The sequence below is a fragment of the Duganella sp. BJB476 genome (assembly GCF_003416895.1).
Classification (GTDB): domain Bacteria; phylum Pseudomonadota; class Gammaproteobacteria; order Burkholderiales; family Burkholderiaceae_D; genus Rugamonas.
In genome coordinates this window covers 174404-196373 of record NZ_QVIO01000008.1, presented here as the reverse complement: position 1 = coordinate 196373, position 21970 = coordinate 174404, and the positions used below count along the sequence as shown (strand labels likewise).

Here is a 21970-nt window from a genome sequence, read left to right as displayed (position 1 = left end):
CTATTTAGACGCCAGCTGCTGCACAAACTCGCAGTAGGCCGGCCGCACCGCGGCGCTGGACAGCACGTCATTGTGTCCGGCGTCCGGCACCATCACCATGCGCTTGGATTGCGTCGGCAGGGCGTCGTAGACCTGGCGCGCCAGGCGTGGCGGCGTCACCTTGTCGTCGCTCCCTTCCAGCACCAGCGCCGGCCCGGCGAAGCCCGAAGCCGCCGCCACGTTGTCTATCCCCTTCAGCGACTCGCCCACCTCCACCCGCACGAACGGCCACGCATACCACGGCAGCATATTGTTGGCCCAGTCGCGCGCATTGGTGGTGGTCGACTCCAGTATCAGCCCGCGCACGGCCGGCCGCTGCTGCGCCACGTAGGCAGCGATGAAGCTGCCCAGCGACTGCCCATGCACGATCACCCGGCCCGGCGCCTGGGCGTTGACCAGGTCGAACTCGCGCAGCGCGTCGGCCTTCATGGTGGCGATGGTCGGTACGCCGGTGCTGCGGCCATAGCCGCGATAATCGATCATCACCACGTCCGCGCGGCATGGGCCGACGGCAGCCAGCACATGGTCGCCATGTTCATCCAGATGGAAGCCGTTGCCGCCGAAGTACAGCACCGTCAGCGGGTTGGCGCCACCACCGGCGGCGCTGGCGCTGACGCCGTTGAGTTGCGCATCGTCCGCCGCCAGCGTCAGGGGCGCCAGTTTGTAGGCGCCACCGCCATCGCCCACGCGCGCCGCAGGACGCACGTCCCCCGCGCGGTCGGGCCGCACCACGCTGCCCTCGCCGATCTGCACCGCGCAACCCGACAACATCGCCACTATTAGTACCAAGATGAGTTTCATAATTATCTCCCGTGAATGTACAATATATAACAACAAAGTTTTAATGTAAAACGATAATTTTTTACTGTATTACGATAAACATGAAAATCACCCTGATCCGCGCGCTGCTGTGGTTGTGCGTTGCCGTGCAAGCGGCCTTCTTCGTGCTGGCCTGGACCACCTATGCGCCCAGCATCGGCTCCATGACCATCGACATGAGCGCCATCGGCATGCCCTTCGGCGCCAAGCTGGCCCTGACGCCAGCCCAGCGTGCGATCGGCGCGGCGCTGGCGCTGCCCACCACGCTGGTGCTGTTCTATGGACTGTGGCGGCTGGACCGGCTGCTGCTTAACTTTCGCCGCAAGGATCTGTTCACGGCCCAGTCGATCGGCCACCTGCGCGCCTTCGCCGGCGCCACCCTGCTTTCGACGCTGCTGTCCATCGTCGAACTGCCGGTGCGCACGCTGGCGCTGCGCATGACCGGCAACGGCGACCAGCACTTCGCCATCGGCGTCAATTCCGAGCAGCTGATGCTGATGCTGGTGTGCGGCATGTTCTACCTGATCACGCGGCTGATGCAGGAAGGCCGCCGCCTGCGCGAAGAGAACGAGGGCTTTGTCTGATGGCGATCCTGATCAACCTCGACCTGATGCTGGCCAAGCGCAAGGTCAAGTCGCGCGAGCTGGCGGCCTATGTCGGCATCACCGAGCAGAATCTGTCGCTGCTCAAATCCGGCAAGGTAAAGGGCATGCGCTTCTCCACGCTGGAGAAGATCTGCGAACGGCTGGCCTGCCAGCCCGGCGACATCCTGACCTGGGTGCAGGACGAAGGCGACACCGACGGCGACGCCGGCGAACTTCTATAAGGCGACGTCTTTTTAACGACAGTGCTATCGTATTTCCTGCGGTGTGGAGAAGGTTTGGTGGTATTCTGAGAGTATCCACAGAGCAACTAATCTGCACTTTCATGAATACTTCGATTTACGACAAGACCGCCAAGGGCCGGGACGAGATCGCGACGCGCAAGTACCAGCTCGCGCCCCGTCTTCGCAGCCTGCTGGTATTGATCGATGGCCGTCGTACGGAAGAGGAATTGCTGCGGAATGTGGCGGGGCTGGGACTGACTGGCGCCGCCCTGGACGAACTGCTGGAGGGGGGACTTATCGTGCTATCAACTAGCTATGCAACGATGCCGGCGGCGCCGGTCGCCGATCTCGCGCCAGCCGCAGTGGCCCCGGCAGCCCCGGTGGCGGTCTCACAGGCAGGTCAATTCCAGGCGCTGTATGAGTTTTATAACAAGACCATCAAGAGCACGATAGGCCTGCGCGGCTTCACCTTGCAGCTGAAGGTGGAAAAAGCCAGCTCCGTCGAAGAACTGCGCGAACTGCGCATGCCCTACCTGGACGCGGTGCAAAGAGCCAAGGGCAACTTCGCCGCCGCCACCCTCGCCGAACAACTGGACCAGCTGCTCGACGAGCGGCCGGCCCAGGCCCGGACTTAGGCCACCTTCGCCACTTCCGCCGGACGGCGTTGCAGCACGAAGATAGGCTGCGCCCACTCCGTGTCCTTCTTCTTTTTGCTCGTGATGAGCGTCAGTTCCGAAGGATCGTAGACGTCGGTGTTGTGCGTCAGCGGCGTCGTCATCAGGTACTGCGCGTCGGTGTTCTTCAGGAACTCGCCGACCAGCTGGATGTTACGGATATCCAGGTGGGCAAACGGTTCGTCGATGAACACAAAGCCTCCGGAACCATCTTCCGACTTCAGCAAACCAATCAGCAGCACCAGCGATTTCATCACCTGCTGGCCGCCGGACGCTTCGCCGTCGTTCATGCCGATGATGCCCTTGCCGTCGAACTTGAAGCGCACGTGCAGGCCGGCCTGCGACAGCAGCGTATCGTCGTTCTCCAGGCGCACCGGATCGGAATGCACCTCGATGCCCGCCAGCTCGCCCAGCTCCTTGATGTTCTTGGAGTAGGTCTTGATGGTGTAGCGCAGCCGCTCCATGTAGGCGCCGCGCGCGTTGCCGGTGGCCTCGATGGCGCGGTTGTTCTGGTAGCGGCGCTCCTCGGTTTCCGACTGGCGGCCGTGCAGCTGGTCGTTCAGGCGCTGGTACTGGTCGATCACGGTGGCGTCCAGTTCCCAGTCGCTGCGGGCCAGGCTGGCCTCCAGCGAGTGGACGCGCAACACCACCTGGTGCGAGTTCTGATGCTCGCTGACCAGGCCTGCACGGCGCGCCGGACGACGCCAGCTCTTAGGCAGGTGACGCCAGTTCTTCCGCAACGTCAGCAAGGCGCGCGCGTGGTCGGAACGCTGCTCGATCTGGCGCTTGTTGTTCAGGCGCAGACCGGCTTCCGATTCCGACAAGGCAAAGCGCGCGTTCTGCCACGTCGTGTCGGCGCGGGTGCGCGTGACGACGGCGTTCTTGATCAGCGTTTGCAGCTCGCCCAGGCGGGTGCCGACTTCGGTGCGTTCTTCCTTCAACGGCACGGCGTTGCGCGCCGCTTCGTCGAATTCCTCCTGGCGCGCGGCCAGTTCCTTGGCGGCGTCCACACCGGCCAGGCGCGATTTCAGCGAACTGATTTCCGTCGCCAGCTTGGACACGATCAGGGTCAGTCCGTCTTCCTGCGCCTCCAGCGCCGGCAGCGATTTCTGGATCGCTTCCATACGCTGGGTGCGGCCGGCGGAGCCGAAGCGGTAGCGCGAAGCTTCCACGAACAGCGAGCGGCCGCCGCGACGTTCGCGATGGTAGGCGTCGGGCGTGATCCACTCGTCGTGGCTACCCAGCTTGGCGCCGGCGTCCACGGTGTCCACACGGGTGATGCGCGACAGCTGTTCCACCAGCCAGGAAGGCACCTTGGCCGAGAACTTCACCACCGACATCAGCGAGTCGTCCTTGACCGTCGGCGCATGCACCAGGTCCGGCACGATGAAGTGGCGATAGCGCTCCTTCTCCGCCAGGCGGTAGGCCGACGATGCATCGGACGATTTATCCAGCAGCACCACGGAGGCATAGCCACCCAGCACGCCTTCGATCGCGCCCTGCCAGCGCGCATCCGTCACCTCGACGATGTCGGACAGCATGGCGTGGCTGATGCCGGCGTCGTTCAGCGCGCGGCGCATGCCGCGTTGCGCTTCCGGTTCCGGCATCGCGGTCTTGCCCTGCAGGGCGGCGATGGTCGACAGCTCACCGGCGATCTTGGCGGCGACGGCGTCGCGCGCCATGCGCTGGCGCGCCAGTTCGATTTCTTTTTCCTGCAACTGCTGCGCCACCGCGGCCAGGTCGCCGCCGGCATCGTCGGCCAGTTTTTGCAGACGGACCTTCTGTTCCAACAGGCTGTCCAGCGGCTTCAGTTTGCCGTTGATCTGATTCAGGCGGCTTTGCAGCGCGGTCGATTCCTGCTCCAGCACGGTCTCGTGCTGCTGCGCGTCGGTCAGCGCCTTCGCTTGCGCGGCCAGCGCGTTGCGCTTGTCGGTCAGCTGCTGGTCAGCCTGCATCAGCGGCTTGCGGGCGTCGCGCAGCTGGCGGCTGAGGTTAGCGTGCTTCTCGCGCGCTTCGTGGTACTCCAGCGTCGGCAGCACTTCTTCCTGCAGGTTGCGGCGTTCCTTGTTCAGGTCTTCCCACTGGTGGTAGTTGGCCACGCGCAGGCGCAGGCCCTCCAGGTTGGTCTTGGAGGCTTCCAGTTCGGACTCGAAGCGTTTCAGTTCGACTTCGGTGTCGCGCTGGTGGCGCTTGGCTTCGTCGTAGGCGTCCAGCACTTCCTTGTCGCCGAAGACCTGGAACACCAGGTCCAGCAACTGGCGCGGCGCGTATTCGCACAGCTTGTCGGTTTCGCCCTGCTCAAGCGCCAGCACTTTCGCCATCGCCGGCGACAGGCCGGCGTTGGCCAGGCGCTTGCGGTAGTTCTCGACGCCGAGCCAGTCGTTGCCGGCTTCGCCGATGTCTTCGATCTGCACGTTACCGGGACGCATAAGGTACTGGCGCTTCCAGTCGCCGCCGTTTTTCTGGATCTGGCAGAACAGCGTGACTTCGTCGTCGCTGAAGAAGCCGGAGCTGCGGAACGGACGGTTGGACAGCTGCTTGCCGACATTCTTGTTGTCGACCACGGCGCGCAGCCAGGCGGTCTGCTGGCCGCTGTGGCGGGCGTAGTGCTTGTAGGTGCGGCCCATCGAGCAATCGAGGCCGAACAGCGTGCGCAAGGCGTCCAGCAAGGTGGTCTTACCGGAACCGTTCTGGCCCGCGATGGTGATGATCTTGGCGTCCAGCGGGATGTTCTTGATGCGCTGCCAGTAATCCCAGTGGACCAGTTCTAATGATTTAATGTGAAACACGGTTAGTCCTCGGCTGGAAGTTCGGAGTCGGGGGCGGCATCTTCAGCCACCTCTTCGTCGTTGGCGGCGATCGGCGGCGCGCTGCGCGGCACCGGGATGATCTGCGCCGGCGAGCGTTTGAACACGTCGGCCAGCGCGCCGTTGATGATGCGCTCTTTCAGTTGGTCGGTATCCATCATCAGGTCCAGCAGCGGGCCTTCGACGATGATGTCGCCACGGCGCTCGATGAAGCCCAGCTTGGCCAAAATACCGAGGTTCATGTCCAGGCGGGTCTTCTTGCCCAGCTTGTCGCCGAAGTCGGCCAGCAGCGCCTTGTAGGCGATGCCGATCGAGGTGTCTTCCGCGCGCGGCAGCGGCTTCTCGACGCCGAACATGTCGTTCTGGTCGTCGTCCGCGTGCTGGTGGGTCTCCTGGCGTTCGCGCTTGGGCAGGATGATCTGCGCCCACAGCACCACCAGCAGGGCCACGCCGTCACGCGACAGGCCGAAGTTATTGTTTTGCCAGACGTCGCGCGCGCCGAAAATCTTCGGCTCGATGGCGCGGTGCAGCGCGATCGTCACGTGGTCGGCGTAGACGTTGTCCAGCAGTTTGAGGCCGGTGGCCAGCAAACGCGCGTCGACTTCGGCGCGGAACAACTCGTCCGACAGCACGCGCTTGACCAGTTTGTCGTCGCGGCGCAGGGTTTGATGCGTCAGCAGGCGCGCGATCAGGATTTGGGAATCGTCATTCATCTGACTTGTCGCCTTCCGTATTCAAAGACAGTGAGAGGGAGGCCAGGGACATCGCCGCCACGTGCAAATCGGGCAGCTGTATCATTTCGTCGGTGGGGGCAAACTTGACCGGCAGGCGCGCCAGTTCGGCGGTGGCGCCTTGCAGGCGGGCCTCGTCGGCGTCGCCCAGCAGCGGCAGCAGCGAGGCGCGGTACGAGGCCACGGCGAAGGTGGCCGGCAACAGCGAATCCTGCACCGGTATCGATTTCGGGCCTTCGTCGGCGATGCTGGGGAAGTTGCCCAGCGCGGCGAAGTCGGACAGGCGCGCCAGCCAGTCATCCAGCTCGCGCTGCATCTGCGGGCCGTCGCTGATGGTGGTCGGCGCGTCGGTGCCGGCCGGCAGGCCGCCGGAGACGGCGCTGGCGACGCGGTCCTGCAGCAGTTCGGTCTCGGCGACGTCGATCATCTCGGCCGGGGTGATAAACAGCGGCACCACCGGCTGGTCGATCGCGCCTTCGGCCAGCGAGGCCAGGTCTTCGTGCAGCAGCAGCCAGCGCTTGATATCGGTGGTGGACAGGCCGGACTGGCCCAGGTGCACCCGCTGGCGTTCGATCTGGTTCAGCGCGCGCGAGAACATGCCCTGCATGTTCAACAGCGCCGATTGCGCGCGGCCGATGGCCTGTGCCGCCTTGTGCGTGGCGCCGTCGGCGTTTTCGTCGGACAGGATGGCGCGCAGGATCTCGGAGCCCTTCTCCACCCAGTCGCAGGCGGTGTGCCACTTGGCCTGCGAGGCGCGCAGGCGGAACTCGGAACCGGAGGCGATGGCGTCCGAGAATTCCTCGGTCAGGTCGACCAGGCGGCCCAGCAGGTGGTTCAGCTGGTCGACGGTGACGCCGCCCATCACCTGGGCGCCGGCCACCTGCGACAGCAGGAAGCCCATGTCGGCGTTGTCTTCGTCCTTGCCCAGCGCCAGCAGGCCGTCGATGGCCGACAGCACGTTGCGCGCCATCGGCGTGACGCGGTAGACGGCTTGTTGCGCGTCCCAGGCCAGCAGCTGGTTGGTGCGCAGGCGCATCAGCACCGTCTCCAGCGACTCGGGCAGCAGGTAGGCCAGGCGGGTGTTGATGTCGGCGCGCGAGAAGGTGGACGAGGCGGCGTCCGAGGCCAGCTCGCGCAGCACCAGCAGGCGCACCAGCACACCGTCAAAACCGCCGTGGAACAGCGCCGTGAACACCTGCAGCAGCGGCTGCGCGCGTTTCAGCTGGTAGACCTGCTCGATCTCGTCGGCCGAAAAATTCGGCTGGAAGTGGGCTTGCAGGCTATCCTGCTGCTGTTGCTGATCCAGCTCACTTGTTATAATTTCTATCATTCTTTGCCATTCTGTACGCATCGCAACGACTGGATTGCGGGGGCGTCAGTATAACAGCCAGCCGGGGTCAGGTCTGACATTCGGACACGGCCTCTACCGTAATGCGCACATTACGGTAGAGGCCGTGTCCGAATGTCAGACCTGACCCCGCTTTTAAGCTTACTTTTTCACGGCCTTTTCCAGTGTCTGGTCGACGAAGTCGCCATCGTTGTCGTTGAAGCGCACACGTACCGGGTACCAGTCCATCGATGGCGCCAGCCACAGGTCGACCTGCTGGCCCTGCGCGTCCGGCGGTGGCGCCTTGACCAGGTGGACGGCGTTGACCTCGCCGGCGCCGATCTGCACTGCCTCATTTTTCATCACCTTGAAGCTCCACACCTCGGCGTCGCGGCGGCCGGCCACGAAGAACTTCCACTCGCTGCCCGGCTTGAACTTGTCCGGCGTGGCGCGCGCCTGCGCCGCCAGCTGCCACTGGATGCTGGTGCGATCCTGCTCGCCACCCTTGATCGGATAGCTCTCGTCGCCTTCGCTGAAGGTGATGGTCTTGGCGTCGCGCTGGAAGGTGGTGGTGCTCGGGTCCTTGCGGAAGCGTTTTTCGTAGAAGGTGGCCGGCGCCAGGCCGAATTCGTCGATCTCGCCTTCGCTGCGGTTTTCCAGGATCTTGCCGAACAGCGCGGCGCGGCTTTCGGTGGCGACCGAGTACTTGCCGTCGCCGGCGCGCCACTGCACGGTGGCGGTGCCGCCGATGCTCAAGCCGTGCTGCTTGGCCTTGATGGTGTACGAGAGGTCGGCCGACGGCGGCAGGCTGTGTGGGCGCTTGACGCTCGGGTGCTCGCCGGCCGGCGCGTCGGCGGCATGGGCCGCGCAGCTCAGCAGGATGGCGGCGCCCAGGGCCAGCAGGCGCTTGGTGTAAATAGTATGCATATTATTTTCCAGATTCTGTCATGGTGATTTTGGAGACGGTTTGCGTCGTCAGCGCGCCGCTTGCTTCGGTATTGCGCAGCTGGACCGGGTACCAGTTCAGGCCCGGCGCCAGCCAGATGTCCAGCCGCGACGAGTAGCTGCCGGGGCGCGGCGGACGGCTCAGGTGCCAGGTCACCACCTTGCCCATCTTGGTGTTCAGTTCTTCCTCTCCCACCAGCTGGAAGCGGAACAGCGTCGCTTCGCGCTCGTCGCCGACCTGCATCTCGATATCGCTGCCGAACTGGTTGATGTCGGCGCGGCCGATGCCGCCCAGCTGGAACGGCACCGTCGCCATGTCCTGCGCGCCCACCATCAGCGGGTAGCTGCGTTCGGAGGCCGAGAAGGTGATGGTGCCGGCATCGCGGTTGAAATGGGTCGCCGTCTCGGCGCGGCGGCCGCGCTTCTGCGTGCTGGTGGCCGGGGCGATGCCGTAGTCGTCGATGGTGCCGACGCTGCGCATCACCAGCGCGTTCAGTCGCGTGATCAAAAGGCTGATGCCTGCTTCGGCCGAGGCCTGGTAGTTGCTGCCGTCGGTATGCCAGGTCATGACGGCCGAACCGCTCCATTTGGTGCCGTCGGCGTCGACCCGCGCCACGTCCATGTCCATGCTGGCCGACGGCGGCAGGTTGACCTTGTAGCGGCGCATGCCCTGCGCCGGCGGCGCGTCCACCGGCACGGCGGCGACCGGCGTGGCGCCGCTGGTGTCGGGCGGCGACGGCGTGCCGGTCTGCGCCTGCGCGGCGCCGGCTTGCGCACCGGCGCTGCTGCTCGTGCCGCTGTCGGCCGCCGGTGCCTCGGCGGTTGGCGCAGTATCGGCCACGGCCGGCGGCGGCGCGGCCGGTTCGGGTGCGGCTTCCGGCGCCGGCACAGGTTCAGGCTTGCGCTTGCGGGCCGGCTTGGCGGCCGGCGGCAAGGGCTGGACCTCGGCCGCAGGCGGCGTCTCCACATGCTTGGGCAACGCCAGCCGCAGCTGCGCCGTCATCAGCGACTGCGGCAGCGGCGACGGCCGGTGCGACTGCGTCGCGAGGCGGTCGCCCACCCAATCGATCGCCAGGTAGTGCAGCGCCAGCGTGGCTGCGCATAAAACCAGCAGGCGGCGGCGTTGGAATAGATGGGTACTTAAGCTCATGCCGCTAGTTTAACGTGTTCGGCCCGAGTCCGCGCCCAAGCAGAAATGTTGTCAAAATCTTTTGAAGCACGCGCCTTTATCTGCTACGCTGGACGTTATTCCTACAGGAGACTTCCATGGCCCATACGCAAATGCCGAACATACCAGGCGCAGCAGTAATGACGGATACGCTGGACTTCGTCAAAAACCTGTGGGGCAGCATGAGCGTGCCCGGCCTGACCGCACCGACGCTGTCGGTGGAAGAGCTGGACAAAAAGATCAACGACCTGAAAGCGGTCGAGACCTGGCTCAACCTCAACATGAGCATGCTGCGCGGTAGCATCCAGGCGCTGGAAGTCCAGCGCGGCACCATCGCCACGCTCAAGTCGGTCGGCGCCAGCCTGGCGGCGGCGGTCAACCAGCCGCAGAGCAAAGACCAGAAATCGATCTTCGACGCCAATCCATACGCCTCGGCCTTCTTCCATCACGCCCGCGAGGCGGACAAGGACAAAGAAAAGGCTGCGGCGCCAACGCCGGCTCCCGCCCCCGCCCAGGCGGCGGCAGAAAAGCCGGCAGCGGCAGCGTCGGACAAGCCGGCCCCCGCGCCGATGGCCAACCCGGCGATCTGGTGGAATATGCTGCAAGATCAATTCAAGCAGGCCGTGTCGACGGCGATGGCGTCCGAGTCGATGATGGCTACGGCCGCGGCGCGCGCCACCGATACGGCGGCCAAGTTCGCCGCCGCAGCGGCCACGCCGCCTGCCGCCAAGGCCAAGCCGGCGGCAGCCGGCAGCGCCGGCACACCGGCAGCGGCGACCAAGAAAGCCCCGGCCCGCAAGCGCGCGCCGGCCAAAGCCAAGCCGGCCGCCGTCAAGGCCTGATGGCCTGACGGAGCGCCGCGCTGATTACGCCAGCCGCTGGATGCGGATGGCGTCAATCAGGCCGTCGGCCTGTCGCTGCACCTTCTCGATATCGATCAGGCCTTCCTCTTCGAGCTGTCTGGCGCTGTCGTGGGCGGTCTGAAAACTGTCCACGGTGTCTCCCTTGGCGGCGACCGGACGGATCCAGGCCACGCTGCCGACTTTCATTTTTGTATAAACTTCTTTTGCGATATCGCGCATATTTTAGTGCCCTTTATTTGCCCTCAATATTGACAGCGAATCAAGGCGCGGACAGGCCGCGCCGAAATTCAGTGTAATCATTTGCTGTCCCGGAAACAAGGCCGCTGCGGGCCTTGCTGTTGCGCCCAGCCGTCACTCATGGGCATCCGCATGCTTGTCGTGTATGACGCCGTTGGCCGCCTCGTATTCGCTGGCGGCGGCCGCCGCCACCACGCCCGACATCGGCGCCAGCATCGCCAGCTGCTCCATCAGCTGGGCGAAGCGCTGCTGTCCCGGCGCGATCGCGTCGACATGCATCAGCACCTCGATCGCCTCGTCGGCCAGCTCGCGCACATAGCCGGTCTGGTGCAGCTGCGAGATCAGGATCTGCGCGGAGTTGAACAGGATACGCATATTGTGCGGCAGCGCCTTGCGCGCCACCCGCATCCACTCGACCGCCTCGATCAGCTTACCGGTCTTCCACAGCAGCACGCCCTTGTTCATCATGTCCGCCGCTTCCTTGCGCGAGGACTTGATCAGCTCCATGCCCTCGTCGGTCATGCGCGCCTTGTCGAAGATCTTCTGCACGTCCTCCAGCAGCGGCACGTTATCATGGTTGTTGCGAGTGACGTAGCACAGCAGCCCCACCGGCGCTTCCTTGACGCCGACCGCGAACAGCAGCGTCGCCATGTCGAGGCAGGTCTCGGTGTCCGGCCGCTGCTTGGTTTCGTCGGCCAGCATCACTTCCAGCTCGTCGCCGGATTTGCGCGCGCGCCGGTAGTCGCCGGTCTCGTGGTACACCAGGCCCTCGGTGATCTTGGCGCGCAGTTCGACCATGTCGCCGCCGAACTGGTGCACCGCCGCGTTCAGCAGGCGTATGGCTTCCTTGGTGTCGTTCTTCTGCGCGCACACGCGCGCCAGGCCGAAGAAGGCGTCCACCGTCTTCATCACCGAGTACTCGCCGATCTCTATGCATTTGCGGAAGGCCTTCTCCGCCACCGGGATCTTCTCCAGCTTGAGCGCGGTCTGGCCCAGCGCGCGCTGGCGCGGCACCGAATTGGGCGACAGCTTGGCCGCCTTTTCCAGCACGCCGAAGGCTTCCTCGGTCTTGCCCTGCAACTGGAAGGCCTTGGCCAGCTGGTCGAAGGCGTCGATGTAGAAGCGGTTGTCGGCGATCACCGCCTGGAACATCGCCAGCGCCGCATCGAGCTCGCCGTTGTTCATCAGGATCTTGGCCAGGCCGCAGCGCGCCCAGTTGTAGTCGCGCTCTTCCAGCACATGCTCGAACACCTTGCGCGCCTGTTCCGGCTCGCCGCTCTTGAGCAGCAGCGTGGCCTTCATGCGCAGCAGGTCGATCTCGTGCAACGGGTTGTGGGCCACCTGCTCGTCGCACAGGCGCGCCGCGCGCAGGTAGTCCTTGTCGGCAAAGGCCTGGTCGATTTCACGGAAGATCTGCTTCTTGTTCCACACGCGGTTCAGGCGCGTCAACAACACGCCCTCGGTGATCGGCTTGATGATGTAAGCGTCCGGCTGGTGCTCGGCCGCGCCCATCACCGACTCCACGCTTTTTTCGGCGGACACCATCAGCCACACGCTACTGGGCAGCATCAGGTTGCGGATGCGCGCTTCCTCCAGCACCTGCTGGCCGTTCTTGCCGTCGCCGAGGTTGTAATCGCACAGCACCACGTCGTAGCGGGTCTTCGACAGCAGCACCATCGCCTCGCCGCCGCTGGCCGCCTGGTCGATATGCTTGGCGCCGAGGTTGCGCAGCGATTCGCGCAGCAGCTGGCGGATGCCGACGAAATCGTCGACCAGCAGGTAGCGCTTCTCGGCCCAATCGACGGTGCCTTCCGCGACGGCGGTAATCGCTTCGACGCTCATGGCAGGCGCAGGACGAAACAGCCGCCGCCCAGGGTGCCGCCGTTTTCCAGCGCGATGCCGCCGCTGCGTTGGCGGTACTTGTGCATCTTCGCCACTTCGCTGGAGAAGTAGAGACCGAGGCCGCTGCTGTTGTTGAGGAAGTTGACGGCGCTGCGCTGGCTGTTCATGGCGCTGGCGCCCGCCTCCAGCAGCGACGGCGGGAAGCCGGCGCCGTTGTCCTCGACGCGCAGTTCGAGATAGTCGCCGTCCACGCGCACAGCAAGGCGCAGGCGGTCGCCCGTGTAGCGGATGGCGTTGTTGATGGCGTGGACCAGCACCCCGATGATCAGGTCCTCGTCCATGGTCCAGATGGCGTCCTGCGGGAAGTCCAGGTCGAGCGTGATGCCGCGCGAATGCAGCAGCGTGCGCGCCTGCCCCGCCACCTGCTCGACCAACTCGCTGATGCGGCAGGCGGCGGGGTCGAAGGGATAGCCAGGCTTGCCGACGTCCTTGTACAAGGCCAGCAGCTGGATCAGGTTGTCGTTGAGGCGTTTGGTCTGGTACAGCATCTGGCCCAGCTGTTCGTAGCCCGGCTGCTCCGGCGAGGCGGGCGCCGTCGCCAGCAGATTCTCCAGCGTGCCATTGAGGACGCCGATCGAATTCTTCATGTCGTGCACAGTCGACGCCAGGAACATGAACAGCTCCGGCGATCCTTCGTAGTGCTGCGCATCTTCTTCATCCATCGTTCGGTTCTCCATGGACGGCGCCAGGCGCGATTGGGATTGTTATTAGTGCTGCATTATAGCCTGTGGATATAGCAGCGCCCAAGCAAGGATGGCGCCGTGCGGCACGGCGTTTGCGCGAACGCAACGGGGACCGGGCCACGGCTACTGGCTGCGGCGGCGCTGTTTGAGCAGGAAACGGCCGGGATCGAGCGCATCGACCAGCATCGCTTCCAGCGGCGGCGGCACGTTTTCCAGCTGCGACACCAGCAGTTCCGCCATCAGCGGCGCCCAGATCAAGCCGCGCGAGGCATAGCCCAGCAGGCCATGCAGGCCGGGATGGCGCGGCACGTCGCGCAGGCGTTCCAGCCGGCCGGCGGACAGGTAGTCGGGCAATGCGCCCGCCAGCGGCAGGCGGTCCGGCGCGGCGCAGCGGAAGCCGACCCGGCCCGCCAGCGGCGCGCTGGCTGCCAAGGCGGCGACGGCCTCGCCGGGCACGATCTCGGCGAGGCGGGTCAGGTTTTCCAGCTGGCTGGAGACGCGCAGTTCGGTGTCGTCGTCGTTGTCGTAGGTGGCGCCGGCGCAGACGATGCCGTTGGCCGGCGGCGTGACGTAGGCCTCACGGCAGACCACCAGCGGCAGCAGCGGCGGCGATGGCGCGTGGCCGTCGCGTGCGCCGTATGCGTCACGGGCGTCATGTGCGTCGTTTGCGTCGTGCACCGGATCGGGCACCGCCAGGTGCGTGACCTGCCCGCGCAAGCGGGACAGCGGCAGCTCGGCCGCCTGCGCGATGTTGATGGCGCTGGCGCCGTTGGCCAGCACCACGGTCGGCGCTTGCGCGATCAACGTGCCGTCGCTGGCGCGCACTTGCCACTCGCCGCCCACGCGTCGCAGGTCCAGCGCCTCGGCCGCGAACATGCGCTGCAAGCGGTCGCCGCAGGCCTCCAGCATAGCCTCGCACAGCGACGCTGGACGCACCCAGCCGCCCAGCTCAAACAGCCAGCCGCCGTGCGGCGTGGGGCCGCCCAGCAGTTCGCTGGCGGCGCCGGCCTCCAGCCAGCGCACGTACTCCGGCGGATAATCCCATGCGGCGACCACGTCCTGCTGGACCGTCGCATGTTCGGCGTCGCGCGCCAGTTGCAGCACGCCGCAGCTGGCGCCTTCAAATGCCTGACCGACGCCGCCGAGCCGGCGCCACTCGCGCAGCGCGAAGGTGTAGGCGGCGCGGCTCAGACGCGTGGGGATGTTGTCGTCCTTGGACAGCAGCGGCATGAAGATGCCGGCCAGGTTGCCGGACGCTTCCTGCGCCGGCGCCGCGTGGCGTTCGATCAGCGTGACCTGCCAGCCGTTGGCGCACAGGCGATGGCTGGCCGAGGAACCGGCCAATCCCGCGCCGATCACGATCGCGCGGCGCACCGGGGCCGGCGGCGCTTCCGGCTGCGGTTTGCGGCTTTGATAGACCGCCGTAACGTCCTGCGTTCCCTCAACGGCCCGGCAGGCAAAGCCCGCCGCCGTCAGCGCCCACACCAACGCGTCGTCCTGCACGTCGTTCGGCGCGTCGTTCGGCGCGTCATCCGCTGCATGCACATGCAGCGTCGCTCCCAGCACCGCCAGCTTGGCCAGGCCAGGCACTAGCGGCGCAGGGAACGAAGCGTCGACATGAAAGGCGTCCACCCGTGCGGCGATTTGCGGCAGCACAGCGTCCAGGGCGCCTACCAGCAGGTCCAGCGTGACGCGGCCGTCGTCGAGCAGGATGCGGTGGAAGCCCGGCACATTCAACGGCCACAGGGCGCGCAACTGGGCGTCGGCCACCGTGTCGATGGACGGCACTTGCGGCGTCAGCGCCAGGTAGTGCAGCACGCCCTGCTGCGGCAGCGCGCGCCACTCGGCCATGAAGCGCTCGCCGTGGCCGAACTCCGTGTCGAGCACCACCCGCCGCGTCATCGCTTGCGCGCCCGGCAGAAGCAATCCGGCGCATGGTCGTTCACCATGCCGATGCCCTGCATGTAGGCGTAGATGATGGTCGAGCCGACAAACTTGAACCCCAGCTTGGCCAGGTCCTTGGAAATGCGGTCCGACAGTTCCGTCTTGGCCGGACGCGGTCCCTCGGCGGCGTCCAGCGGCTTGCCGCCAACGTAGGCCCACAGCCACTGGTCCAACGTGACGCCGCTGGCGCGCAGGCGCAGGTAGGCCTGCGCATTGGTGATCGCCGCCGCCACCTTCAGGCGGTTGCGCACGATGCCGGCGTCGGCCAGCAGCGCGGCCACCTTGTCGGCGTCGTAGGCGGCGATCTTTTCCGCGTCCCACTGGTCGAAGGCGACGCGGTAGTTCTCGCGCTTGTTGAGTATCGTCTCCCAGCTCAGGCCCGCCTGCGCGCCTTCCAGGTTCAGCATCTCGAACAAACGGCGCTCGTCGTGGCAAGGCACGCCCCATTCCTTGTCGTGGTATTCGAGGTAGAGGGGATTGGCTGGATTGGCCCAGCTGCAGCGCGTCTTGGTCATGGCTCGGAGGGATCGGGGAGAAGACAGCAGTATAACAAGCGGCGGGGTATCATACAGGCCCCTCTCTATCGACGGAGCATCGCATGCAATTCGAAGCAAAGATTGAATGGACGCGCAACGGGCAGGATTTCCTGGGGCAGCGCTACAGCCGCGCCCACGCATGGCAGTTCGACGGCGGCGCCACCGTGCCCGCCTCGTCGTCGCCGCTGTCGGTGCCGCTGCCGATGTCGGACGCCGCCGCCGTCGATCCGGAGGAGGCGCTGGTGGCCGCCGCATCCAGTTGCCATATGCTGTTCTTCCTGTCGATCGCCGCCAAGCGCGGCCACACGGTCGACAGCTATCGCGACCATGCCGTCGGCGAGTTGGGCAAGAACGCTGCGGGAAAGATGGCGATGACGCGCATCGCGCTGCGGCCGGCGATCGTGTTCGCCGGCACGGCGCCGCCGGGCGCCGAGGAGCTGGAGGCGATCCACCACGAAGCGCACGACAAGTGCTACATCGCCAATACGCTCAATTGCGAAGTGGTGGTTGAAACGGCCTAGGTTTCCAGGTCGCTGGACAGGCCGACGCGGCGCCGTTCGCCGCCCAGCACCAGCGGTCCGGTCAGGTTGCTGACCAGCCGTACCTCGCCATCCTCCACCGCCTGGTCCAGATGCTGCATCAGGCGCGGGAAGACGCCATCCGGCTGCGTGGCTGCGGTGCTGTACAGCGCCGCCCAGGCATTGCGGCCGGAACGCTTGGCGACGTACAGCCCCTGGTCGGCCAGCTCCACCACCTGCGACCATGACAGCAAACGCGGTTGCTGCGGCAGGAAGGGGAAGCAAGCGAAGCCGATCGAGCAAGTCCTCGCCAGCAGCACGCCGTCCGGCAGCACGAATTCGCGGTCGGCCACGGCGCGCCGCATGCGCTCCGCCACCGCGTGTGCCTCGTCGCGATGCGTGGCGCGCGCCAGCACCAGGAATTCCTCGCCGCCCCAGCGGATCACATAGTCCGATTCGCGGAACACTTCGCGCAGGCGCTCCTGCATCTGCACCAGGATGGAATCGCCGGCCGCGTGGCCGTAACGGTCGTTGACTTCCTTGAAGTGGTCCAGGTCGACCATGAAGAACACCAGGTCGTTGGGCGCTATCAGGTCGCACTCGGTCAGCTCGCGATGCTGGCCGGCGTCATAGCCGCGCAGGCTCAGGGCCACATCGGCGTCGACGTTTTGCAAAAAGAAGCGGCGGTTGCGCAAGCCGGTCAGCTGGTCGGTCAGGCTGACCTCCTCCAGCGCCTTGTAGGCCTGCTCCAGTTCCAGGTTCTTTTCCAGCAGCTGCTCCTGCGTCGCGCTCAGCGTCTTCAAGGTCGCCGCCACCTGGCGATAGGCGCTGGCGTTGTCGAGCGCGATGGCGCCGTAGGCGCACAGGGTGCGGAAGATCAGCCGTTCGCGCTCGCCGTAGGCCGACGCCAGCAGCGACTGCACCGTCATCGCGCCCAGCACGCGCTCCCCCACCCGCAGCGGCGCGAACATCAGGCTCAGGGTCGGCAGCGTGCCGGGGATCAGGTTGGGCGTGACATCGGCCTCGCCCAGTTCGATCAGGATCTCGCGCCGCTCGCGCACGCAGCGCGCCGAATTGGCGTTCGGGTCCGACAGCGGCATCCGCACCGGCGGCACCGGATTGCCGGCTTCCACGCCGAAGGCGCAGGCCAGCCATTCTTCCCCCGGCTCCAGCAGGAACACCGAGAAATGGGTGGCGTCGAGCAGGCCGTGCACGTGGCGGTCCAGCGCGCGGAACACCGCAGCCGCATCCAGGTGGGCGGTGATCTCCTGGCCGATGGCGCTCAGGTGCGCCAGCGTGGCGCTGGTCTGTTGCAGCACTTCGGCGCGCTGCGCCTCGGCGGCGGCCAACTGGCGGTGATGCTCGCCTTCGGTCTGCGCGCGTTCGGTCTGGTACTGCACCTGCATCGCGATGGCGCGGTTGGTGGCTTGCTGGCTGTGGGTCTGGTCGCGCGCGGCGCTGGCCTGCAAGGAGATCGCGTAGGCGCGCGCATGGTCGCCGATGGCCGCGTACTCGCGCGCGGTGGCGTCGAGCAGCGCGCCGGGCACGGTGTAGCCTTCGATGGTGGCGGCGATTTCCAGCGCCAGCTGCAGATAATGCAGCACCGGATTGGCGGCCTGCATGTCGGCCGGCGCAGGCAGCCGGTGGCGCGCGTGGATGTCGGCCAGCACGTTGAGCGCGGCGATCTGGCTGGAGGCGTCGGCATGTTCGCGCGCCAGCGCCAGCGCGCCTTGCGCGGCGGCCAGCGCTTCCTCGGTGCGCGCCAGGTGCGACAGCGCATGCGCCTGGCCGCGCCGCGCGCTGCTCTGGAAGTCGGTCTGGCCCAGCGCGTCGCCGCGCGAGGCCAGGCGGGTGAAACTGTCCAGCGCCGCCGCGTGGTTGCCCAGGTCCAGCGCCAGGTCGCCCTGGTATTCCAGCGCCACCGCGTAGGCGCGCGAACCGGACAGCGGCGCCAGCGTGTTCAGGGCTTCGCGCAGCAGCGTTTGCGCGGCTTCGCGCTGGCCCAGCTGGCGCAGGGTTTCCGCGGTCTGCATCAGGCACATGCCGATGCTCAGCGGCCAGCCGGTGGGACGCGCCAGGTCCAGGCCGCGCTGCATCCAGTCCAGCGCCGCCTCGTGCGCGTTCAGGCTGGTGAAGCCGTTGCCGATGTTGGTGGCGACGATGATGGCGCGGCGTATCTGGCCGGTCGCCAGCGCGGTTTCGTAGCTGAGCATGAGGTGGCCGATGGCGCGGCCGTAGTCGCTGCGCTGGAAGGCGCAGGTGCCGAAGAAGTCGCTGATCCAGCCGGCCGCCACCGGCGCGACGTCGGCCAGGTCGGTGCCGAAGCGCCCGCTCCAGCGCTCTTGTGCGACTTTCCAGTCGCTGAAGGTGTCGCAGATGCCGGAGGCGGCGTCGATGACGTCGATGCGCACCGGGTCGCCGGCGGCGCGGGCGGCCAGCGCGGCCTGTTCCAGCCAGCGGTCGCCGGCGCCGCTGTCGCCGCGGTCATTGGCGACCCAGGCCAGCACCCAGCAGGCGTCGGCGCGCGCGCGGTTGGCGCGGGCCGGCAGCGAGGACGCTTGTTCCAGCTGCTGCAAGGCTTGTTCGGCCTGGTATTGGGCGCTGTCCAGCCGGCCGTTCAGCCATTCGGCCTCGGCGCCGATCAGCAGCAGGCGGGCGCGCTGCCAAGCTGCCTCGGCGGCTTCGGCTGGCAGCAACATGGCCAGCAACGGGGCGATCTCGGCGGACAGGGTTTGCGCGCGCAGCGGGTCGCGCTGGCGCAGATGCCAGGCGAGCGTCATCAACAGCGGCAAGCGCGACGAACCGTGCGCTTCAGACAACTCCGCCTGCCAGCGCGCCAGCTCTTCATCGAGCGCAAACATATTCACCAAATAACTTCCTTTTACTGTGTGCCACCCGCTCCCGGTCGGAGCGGCAGGCGCTATTGCCTCAACGCATGTATGCGCTGTTTCAGCATTATTCCACAGTTTACTGACCGCTCCGCCGGCCCTTGGTAAGTCCCTGAAATCAAAGAGATTTTAGTTCCATGTGGAAATTATTTGGTGCCGGGCTCAGTGTTTCGACGTCGCGTTTTTGTCGCCCATCATGGCTTGCACGGTTTGCAAGTGCTGGTCCACGGTCGGCTGCAGCTTCGCGGCCAGCGCCTTGACGTCCGCGTCGCTGGCCTTTTTCTGGGCGTTCACCACGAACTTGTGCGCTTCGCTGTGGTCGTGCACGCCGGCGTTGCTCAGGTAAGCCCGGTCGAAGGCGTCGCCGCTCAGGCTGTTCAGGCGCTCGGCCATTTTGCGGTGTTTGGCATCCGGCTCGGTCGGCAGCGTAACATTTTTGCTACGCGCCACATCCTGCACCGCCTGCAAGCCCTTGGTGTGGTCGTCCACCATCTGCTGGGCGAAATTTTTCACTTCCGGCTTGCTGGCCTTTTCCAGCGCGATCTTGCCGACCGCCACTTCCGCCATATTGGCCTGCGCCAGCTCTTCCAGGATGTGCTGATCGCCCTTGCTCAGGTTTTGCGCGTAGGATGGCGACATGGCCGCAAACGCCAGGCCGGCGACTATGATGATGTTCTTCATGTTGTATCTCCCCGTATTCAACGATCGGAGAATTTATTTTACGGTCGAGGGAATAATCCGGTCGTACCTTACGTATACGCAATTACAACGCTGGTTCACGCCGCCGTTCCACCCACTCGTAAAGGACCTTGCCATGAAAACTGTAGCCCGCCTGTCGTCCCTCCTCGCCGCCGCCCTGCTGCTGGCCGGCGCCGCCCATGCCGACACCGTCGCCAAGAAAGACGGCATCCTGGTCAATTCGGCCGGCATGACCGTCTACACCTTCGACAAGGACGCGGCCGGCAGCGGCACCAGCGCCTGCAACGGTCCGTGCAGCGAAAACTGGCCGGCCGTGACGCCGGCCGCCAGCGTCGCCGCGCCGTATTCCACCATCACCCGCGAAGACGGCGCCAAGCAGCTGGCCTACAACGGCAAGCCGCTGTACCTGTTCAAGAAGGACACCAAGCCGGGCGACCGCAACGGCGACAACTTCAAGGACATCTGGCACGTGGTCAAGGACTAAGCGCCGCCCATGCAAGACGAGCGCGACCGCCTGATCGCCTGCATCCCGCGCCTGCGCCGCTACGCGCGGGCGCTGCTGGGCGGACGCGCCGACGCCGACGACCTGGTGCAGGACACCGTCGAACGCGGCTGGGACAAGCTGGCCAGCTGGCGGCGCGGCAGCGACATGCGCGCCTGGCTGTTCGGCATCATGCACAATCTGCATGTGGACCAGCAGCGCCGGCCCGCGCTGGACACCGAGCCGCTCGACGACGAACTGCCGCTGGCCGCGGCCGACACCAGCAGCGACGGCCTGGCGCTGCGCGATATGGACCAGGCCCTGCAACAACTGCCGCCGGAGCAGCGCGAAGTGCTGCTGATGGTGGCGCTGGAAGACATGCGCTACGACGAAGTGGCGGCCGCCCTCGATATCCCGCTGGGCACGGTGATGTCGCGCCTGTCCCGCGCCCGGGAAAGGCTGCGCCTGATCCTGCAAGGCCAGCCCGTGCCCTCCACGCTGAAGGTGGTCAAATGAATACCCCTGTTACCGAAGCCGAACTGCAAGCCTGGGTCGACGGCCGCCTGCCGCCCGAACGGCGCGGCGCGGTCGACGCCCACCTGGCGCTGCATCCGGCCGAAGCGGCGCGGCTGCAAGCCTACCGCGACCACGACGCGGCGCTGCGCGCGCTGTACCAGCCGCTGCTGGAGCAGCCGGTGCCGCCGACCATGAGCGCCCGCCTGATCGTTCCCGTGCAGCGCCACGGCTGGCGCGAGTGGCTGGCCCCACGAGCCGGCTTAGCCTGGCGGCCGGCGCTGCGCGCGGCCGCCATGCTGGCGTTGACGGTCTCCGCCGGCGCCGCCGGCTGGCTGCTGCACGGCGCCGCCGACAACGCGGCCGGCCGCCTGGCCGACGCCGACACCCGCGCCGGCGCCATCAGCCTGGCCGCGTTGCCGCGCCGCGCCGCGCTGGCGCACGTGGTCTACACGCCGGAAGTACGGCACCCGGTCGAAGTGGGCGCCGACCAGCAAGCCCACCTGGTGGCCTGGCTGTCGAAACGGCTGGGGGCGCAATTGAAGCCGCCGCAACTGGCGGCGCAGGGTTATGCGCTGGAGGGGGGAAGGCTGCTGCCCGGCCAGAGCGGGCCGGTGGCGCAATTCATGTACCGCGACGGCAGCGGCGCGCGCCTGACCTTGTACGTATCGACCGAACAAAGCCACAACAAGGAAACCGGCTTCCGCTTTGCGCAGGAAGGCCAGGTCAGTGTGTTTTACTGGATAGACGGGCGCTTCGGCTATGCCCTGTCCGGCAACCTGGACAAGGCGGCGCTGGCCACCGTGGCCAACGCCGTCTACGCCCAGCTGGAACCGGCTCTGTGACGCCTGGTCAGGCGTGCTTGCTGATTTCGATCAGACGCGAGCGCATCAGATCGCTGGCGGCAGGGCCAGGCGCGAACATATAGTCCTCGTCGTTGATGGCCAGGCCGCTGTTGGCGTCGACCAGCACCTGGTCGGCCGGCTTGCCGGTCTCGCGGCTAACCACCAGCAGGCTGGCTCCTTCCGGCGCCAGGTGGTCGTTGCCCCAGGCGATGAAGGCCAGCAGCACCGGCTTGAAGGCGCGGCCGGACTTGGTCAGCACGTATTCATAGCGCGGCGGACGGGCGCTGTACTGGCGGCGCTCCATCAGACCGCCTTCGACCAGCCCGGCCAGGCGACGGGTCAGCATGTTCGGGGCGATTTTCAGGCTTTTTTCAAATTCATCGAAACGCGACAGACCGTAGAACGCATCACGCAGGATCAGGATACTCCACCACTCCCCTACTTTTCCCAGGCTGCGGGCGATGGGGCAAGGCATACGGCCAAAATCGGTATGTTTCATTTTTTGACTCCTCGGTTCCAGGGGGG

At 66.2% G+C, this 21970-nt stretch carries 22 protein-coding genes; 8 read left to right on the top strand and 14 right to left on the bottom strand.

The window, feature by feature from the left end; genetic code table 11:
• Positions 1 to 840, bottom strand: coding sequence for an alpha/beta hydrolase (locus D0T21_RS26710; RefSeq protein WP_116992669.1), 840 nt, complete (start codon positions 838 to 840; stop codon positions 1 to 3).
• 80 nt (positions 841 to 920) lie between these two features.
• On the opposite strand from D0T21_RS26710, the gene D0T21_RS26705 reads away from it, so the two are divergent.
• The 3 genes from D0T21_RS26705 (at position 921) to D0T21_RS26695 (ending at position 2319) form a co-directional block, all read left to right on the top strand.
• On the top strand, positions 921 to 1442 hold the full coding sequence (locus D0T21_RS26705; RefSeq protein WP_116992670.1) for a DUF2975 domain-containing protein: 522 nt from the start codon (positions 921 to 923) through the stop codon (positions 1440 to 1442).
• Positions 1442 to 1684 (top strand): helix-turn-helix transcriptional regulator, encoded by a 243-nt coding sequence (locus D0T21_RS26700; protein WP_116992671.1) that lies wholly within the window; start codon positions 1442 to 1444, stop codon positions 1682 to 1684. The genes D0T21_RS26705 and D0T21_RS26700 overlap by 1 nt, the downstream gene beginning before the upstream one ends.
• A 101-nt stretch (positions 1685 to 1785) precedes the next feature.
• Positions 1786 to 2319, top strand: a complete 534-nt coding sequence (locus tag D0T21_RS26695) for a hypothetical protein (RefSeq protein ID WP_116992672.1) — start codon at positions 1786 to 1788, stop codon at positions 2317 to 2319.
• Here D0T21_RS26695 and D0T21_RS26690 read toward each other — a convergent pair.
• The 5 genes from D0T21_RS26690 to D0T21_RS26670 all read right to left on the bottom strand — a co-directional run bounded on the left by D0T21_RS26690 (position 2316) and on the right by D0T21_RS26670 (position 9318).
• The gene (locus tag D0T21_RS26690; protein WP_116992673.1) at positions 2316 to 5147 is read right to left on the bottom strand and encodes an ATP-binding protein; all 2832 of its coding nucleotides are present in this window, start codon (positions 5145 to 5147) and stop codon (positions 2316 to 2318) included. The two genes, D0T21_RS26695 and D0T21_RS26690, sit on opposite strands and share 4 nt — an antisense overlap.
• A 2-nt stretch (positions 5148 to 5149) precedes the next feature.
• Positions 5150 to 5878: a hypothetical protein gene (locus tag D0T21_RS26685; RefSeq protein WP_116992674.1), complete on the bottom strand. Its 729-nt coding sequence runs from the start codon at positions 5876 to 5878 to the stop codon at positions 5150 to 5152.
• Positions 5871 to 7226 (bottom strand): hypothetical protein, encoded by a 1356-nt coding sequence (locus tag D0T21_RS26680; RefSeq protein ID WP_116992675.1) that lies wholly within the window; start codon positions 7224 to 7226, stop codon positions 5871 to 5873. The genes D0T21_RS26685 and D0T21_RS26680 overlap by 8 nt, the downstream gene beginning before the upstream one ends.
• A 159-nt stretch (positions 7227 to 7385) precedes the next feature.
• On the bottom strand, positions 7386 to 8150 hold the full coding sequence (locus D0T21_RS26675; RefSeq protein WP_116992676.1) for a DUF3108 domain-containing protein: 765 nt from the start codon (positions 8148 to 8150) through the stop codon (positions 7386 to 7388).
• Between the two features lies 1 nt (position 8151).
• Positions 8152 to 9318: a DUF3108 domain-containing protein gene (locus tag D0T21_RS26670; RefSeq protein WP_116992677.1), complete on the bottom strand. Its 1167-nt coding sequence runs from the start codon at positions 9316 to 9318 to the stop codon at positions 8152 to 8154.
• A gap of 116 nt (positions 9319 to 9434) precedes the next feature.
• Here D0T21_RS26670 and D0T21_RS26665 point away from each other — a divergent pair, with 116 nt between their 5' ends.
• Positions 9435 to 10178, top strand: coding sequence for a PhaM family polyhydroxyalkanoate granule multifunctional regulatory protein (locus tag D0T21_RS26665; protein ID WP_116992678.1), 744 nt, complete (start codon positions 9435 to 9437; stop codon positions 10176 to 10178).
• A gap of 24 nt (positions 10179 to 10202) precedes the next feature.
• On the opposite strand, the gene D0T21_RS26660 is transcribed toward D0T21_RS26665, so the two are convergent.
• The 5 genes from D0T21_RS26660 to D0T21_RS26640 all read right to left on the bottom strand — a co-directional run bounded on the left by D0T21_RS26660 (position 10203) and on the right by D0T21_RS26640 (position 15480).
• Positions 10203 to 10385, bottom strand: a complete 183-nt coding sequence (locus D0T21_RS26660; RefSeq protein ID WP_229211646.1) for a hypothetical protein — start codon at positions 10383 to 10385, stop codon at positions 10203 to 10205.
• Positions 10386 to 10550: 165 nt separating this feature from the next.
• Complete coding sequence (locus D0T21_RS26655; RefSeq protein ID WP_116992680.1) at positions 10551 to 12278, bottom strand: response regulator; 1728 nt, start codon at positions 12276 to 12278, stop codon at positions 10551 to 10553.
• A complete protein-coding gene (locus tag D0T21_RS26650) occupies positions 12275 to 13000 on the bottom strand; it encodes a sensor histidine kinase KdpD (protein WP_116992681.1) in 726 nt (241 codons plus the stop codon). Before D0T21_RS26650 ends, D0T21_RS26655 begins: the two co-directional genes overlap by 4 nt.
• Before the next feature lie 144 nt (positions 13001 to 13144).
• Positions 13145 to 14923, bottom strand: a complete 1779-nt coding sequence (gene mnmC / locus D0T21_RS26645; RefSeq protein WP_116992682.1) for an FAD-dependent 5-carboxymethylaminomethyl-2-thiouridine(34) oxidoreductase MnmC — start codon at positions 14921 to 14923, stop codon at positions 13145 to 13147.
• On the bottom strand, positions 14920 to 15480 hold the full coding sequence (locus D0T21_RS26640) for a DNA-3-methyladenine glycosylase I (RefSeq protein ID WP_116992683.1): 561 nt from the start codon (positions 15478 to 15480) through the stop codon (positions 14920 to 14922). Before D0T21_RS26640 ends, mnmC begins: the two co-directional genes overlap by 4 nt.
• Positions 15481 to 15563: 83 nt before the next feature.
• Between D0T21_RS26640 and D0T21_RS26635 the strand changes: the two genes are divergently transcribed.
• Positions 15564 to 16022: an OsmC family protein gene (locus D0T21_RS26635; RefSeq protein WP_116992684.1), complete on the top strand. Its 459-nt coding sequence runs from the start codon at positions 15564 to 15566 to the stop codon at positions 16020 to 16022.
• Here the strand turns inward: D0T21_RS26635 and D0T21_RS26630 are convergent.
• Entirely contained in the window at positions 16019 to 18880 is a 2862-nt protein-coding gene (locus tag D0T21_RS26630) for a sensor domain-containing diguanylate cyclase (protein WP_116992822.1), read from the bottom strand. The genes D0T21_RS26635 and D0T21_RS26630 overlap by 4 nt on opposite strands.
• 189 nt (positions 18881 to 19069) lie before the next feature.
• Positions 19070 to 19588 carry a DUF4142 domain-containing protein gene (locus D0T21_RS26625; RefSeq protein WP_116992685.1) on the bottom strand — a complete coding sequence of 173 codons (519 nt, stop codon included), beginning with the start codon at positions 19586 to 19588 and terminating at the stop codon, positions 19070 to 19072.
• A 133-nt stretch (positions 19589 to 19721) separates the two neighbouring features.
• Between D0T21_RS26625 and D0T21_RS26620 the strand changes: the two genes are divergently transcribed.
• From D0T21_RS26620 to D0T21_RS26610, 3 genes are read left to right on the top strand one after another with little or no spacing between them, the layout of a single operon-like run.
• Positions 19722 to 20090 (top strand): hypothetical protein, encoded by a 369-nt coding sequence (locus tag D0T21_RS26620; RefSeq protein ID WP_116992686.1) that lies wholly within the window; start codon positions 19722 to 19724, stop codon positions 20088 to 20090.
• Between the two features lie 9 nt (positions 20091 to 20099).
• On the top strand, positions 20100 to 20603 hold the full coding sequence (locus D0T21_RS26615; protein WP_116992687.1) for an RNA polymerase sigma factor: 504 nt from the start codon (positions 20100 to 20102) through the stop codon (positions 20601 to 20603).
• Positions 20600 to 21445 (top strand): anti-sigma factor, encoded by an 846-nt coding sequence (locus D0T21_RS26610; protein WP_116992688.1) that lies wholly within the window; start codon positions 20600 to 20602, stop codon positions 21443 to 21445. The genes D0T21_RS26615 and D0T21_RS26610 overlap by 4 nt, the downstream gene beginning before the upstream one ends.
• A 7-nt stretch (positions 21446 to 21452) precedes the next feature.
• On the opposite strand, the gene D0T21_RS26605 is transcribed toward D0T21_RS26610, so the two are convergent.
• Positions 21453 to 21944, bottom strand: a complete 492-nt coding sequence (locus D0T21_RS26605) for a helix-turn-helix domain-containing protein (protein WP_116992689.1) — start codon at positions 21942 to 21944, stop codon at positions 21453 to 21455.
• Positions 21945 to 21970: the final 26 nt, after the last annotated feature.

Excerpts from the sequence above, each read along its gene's own strand:
- D0T21_RS26710 (WP_116992669.1), bottom strand. The coding sequence starts at position 840 with ATGAAACTCATCTTGGTACTAATAGTGGCGATGTTGTCGGGTTGCGCG.
- D0T21_RS26705 (WP_116992670.1), top strand. The coding sequence starts at position 921 with ATGAAAATCACCCTGATCCGCGCGCTGCTGTGGTTGTGCGTTGCCGTG.
- D0T21_RS26700 (WP_116992671.1), top strand. The coding sequence starts at position 1,442 with ATGGCGATCCTGATCAACCTCGACCTGATGCTGGCCAAGCGCAAGGTC.
- D0T21_RS26695 (WP_116992672.1), top strand. The coding sequence starts at position 1,786 with ATGAATACTTCGATTTACGACAAGACCGCCAAGGGCCGGGACGAGATC.
- D0T21_RS26685 (WP_116992674.1), bottom strand. The coding sequence starts at position 5,878 with ATGAATGACGATTCCCAAATCCTGATCGCGCGCCTGCTGACGCATCAA.
- D0T21_RS26680 (WP_116992675.1), bottom strand. The coding sequence starts at position 7,226 with ATGATAGAAATTATAACAAGTGAGCTGGATCAGCAACAGCAGCAGGAT.
- D0T21_RS26675 (WP_116992676.1), bottom strand. The coding sequence starts at position 8,150 with ATGCATACTATTTACACCAAGCGCCTGCTGGCCCTGGGCGCCGCCATC.
- D0T21_RS26670 (WP_116992677.1), bottom strand. The coding sequence starts at position 9,318 with ATGAGCTTAAGTACCCATCTATTCCAACGCCGCCGCCTGCTGGTTTTA.
- D0T21_RS26665 (WP_116992678.1), top strand. The coding sequence starts at position 9,435 with ATGGCCCATACGCAAATGCCGAACATACCAGGCGCAGCAGTAATGACG.
- D0T21_RS26660 (WP_229211646.1), bottom strand. The coding sequence starts at position 10,385 with ATGAAAGTCGGCAGCGTGGCCTGGATCCGTCCGGTCGCCGCCAAGGGA.
- D0T21_RS26655 (WP_116992680.1), bottom strand. The coding sequence starts at position 12,278 with ATGAGCGTCGAAGCGATTACCGCCGTCGCGGAAGGCACCGTCGATTGG.
- D0T21_RS26650 (WP_116992681.1), bottom strand. The coding sequence starts at position 13,000 with ATGGATGAAGAAGATGCGCAGCACTACGAAGGATCGCCGGAGCTGTTC.
- mnmC (WP_116992682.1), bottom strand. The coding sequence starts at position 14,923 with ATGACGCGGCGGGTGGTGCTCGACACGGAGTTCGGCCACGGCGAGCGC.
- D0T21_RS26640 (WP_116992683.1), bottom strand. The coding sequence starts at position 15,480 with ATGACCAAGACGCGCTGCAGCTGGGCCAATCCAGCCAATCCCCTCTAC.
- D0T21_RS26635 (WP_116992684.1), top strand. The coding sequence starts at position 15,564 with ATGCAATTCGAAGCAAAGATTGAATGGACGCGCAACGGGCAGGATTTC.
- D0T21_RS26630 (WP_116992822.1), bottom strand. The coding sequence starts at position 18,880 with ATGTTTGCGCTCGATGAAGAGCTGGCGCGCTGGCAGGCGGAGTTGTCT.
- D0T21_RS26625 (WP_116992685.1), bottom strand. The coding sequence starts at position 19,588 with ATGAAGAACATCATCATAGTCGCCGGCCTGGCGTTTGCGGCCATGTCG.
- D0T21_RS26620 (WP_116992686.1), top strand. The coding sequence starts at position 19,722 with ATGAAAACTGTAGCCCGCCTGTCGTCCCTCCTCGCCGCCGCCCTGCTG.
- D0T21_RS26615 (WP_116992687.1), top strand. The coding sequence starts at position 20,100 with ATGCAAGACGAGCGCGACCGCCTGATCGCCTGCATCCCGCGCCTGCGC.
- D0T21_RS26610 (WP_116992688.1), top strand. The coding sequence starts at position 20,600 with ATGAATACCCCTGTTACCGAAGCCGAACTGCAAGCCTGGGTCGACGGC.
- D0T21_RS26605 (WP_116992689.1), bottom strand. The coding sequence starts at position 21,944 with ATGAAACATACCGATTTTGGCCGTATGCCTTGCCCCATCGCCCGCAGC.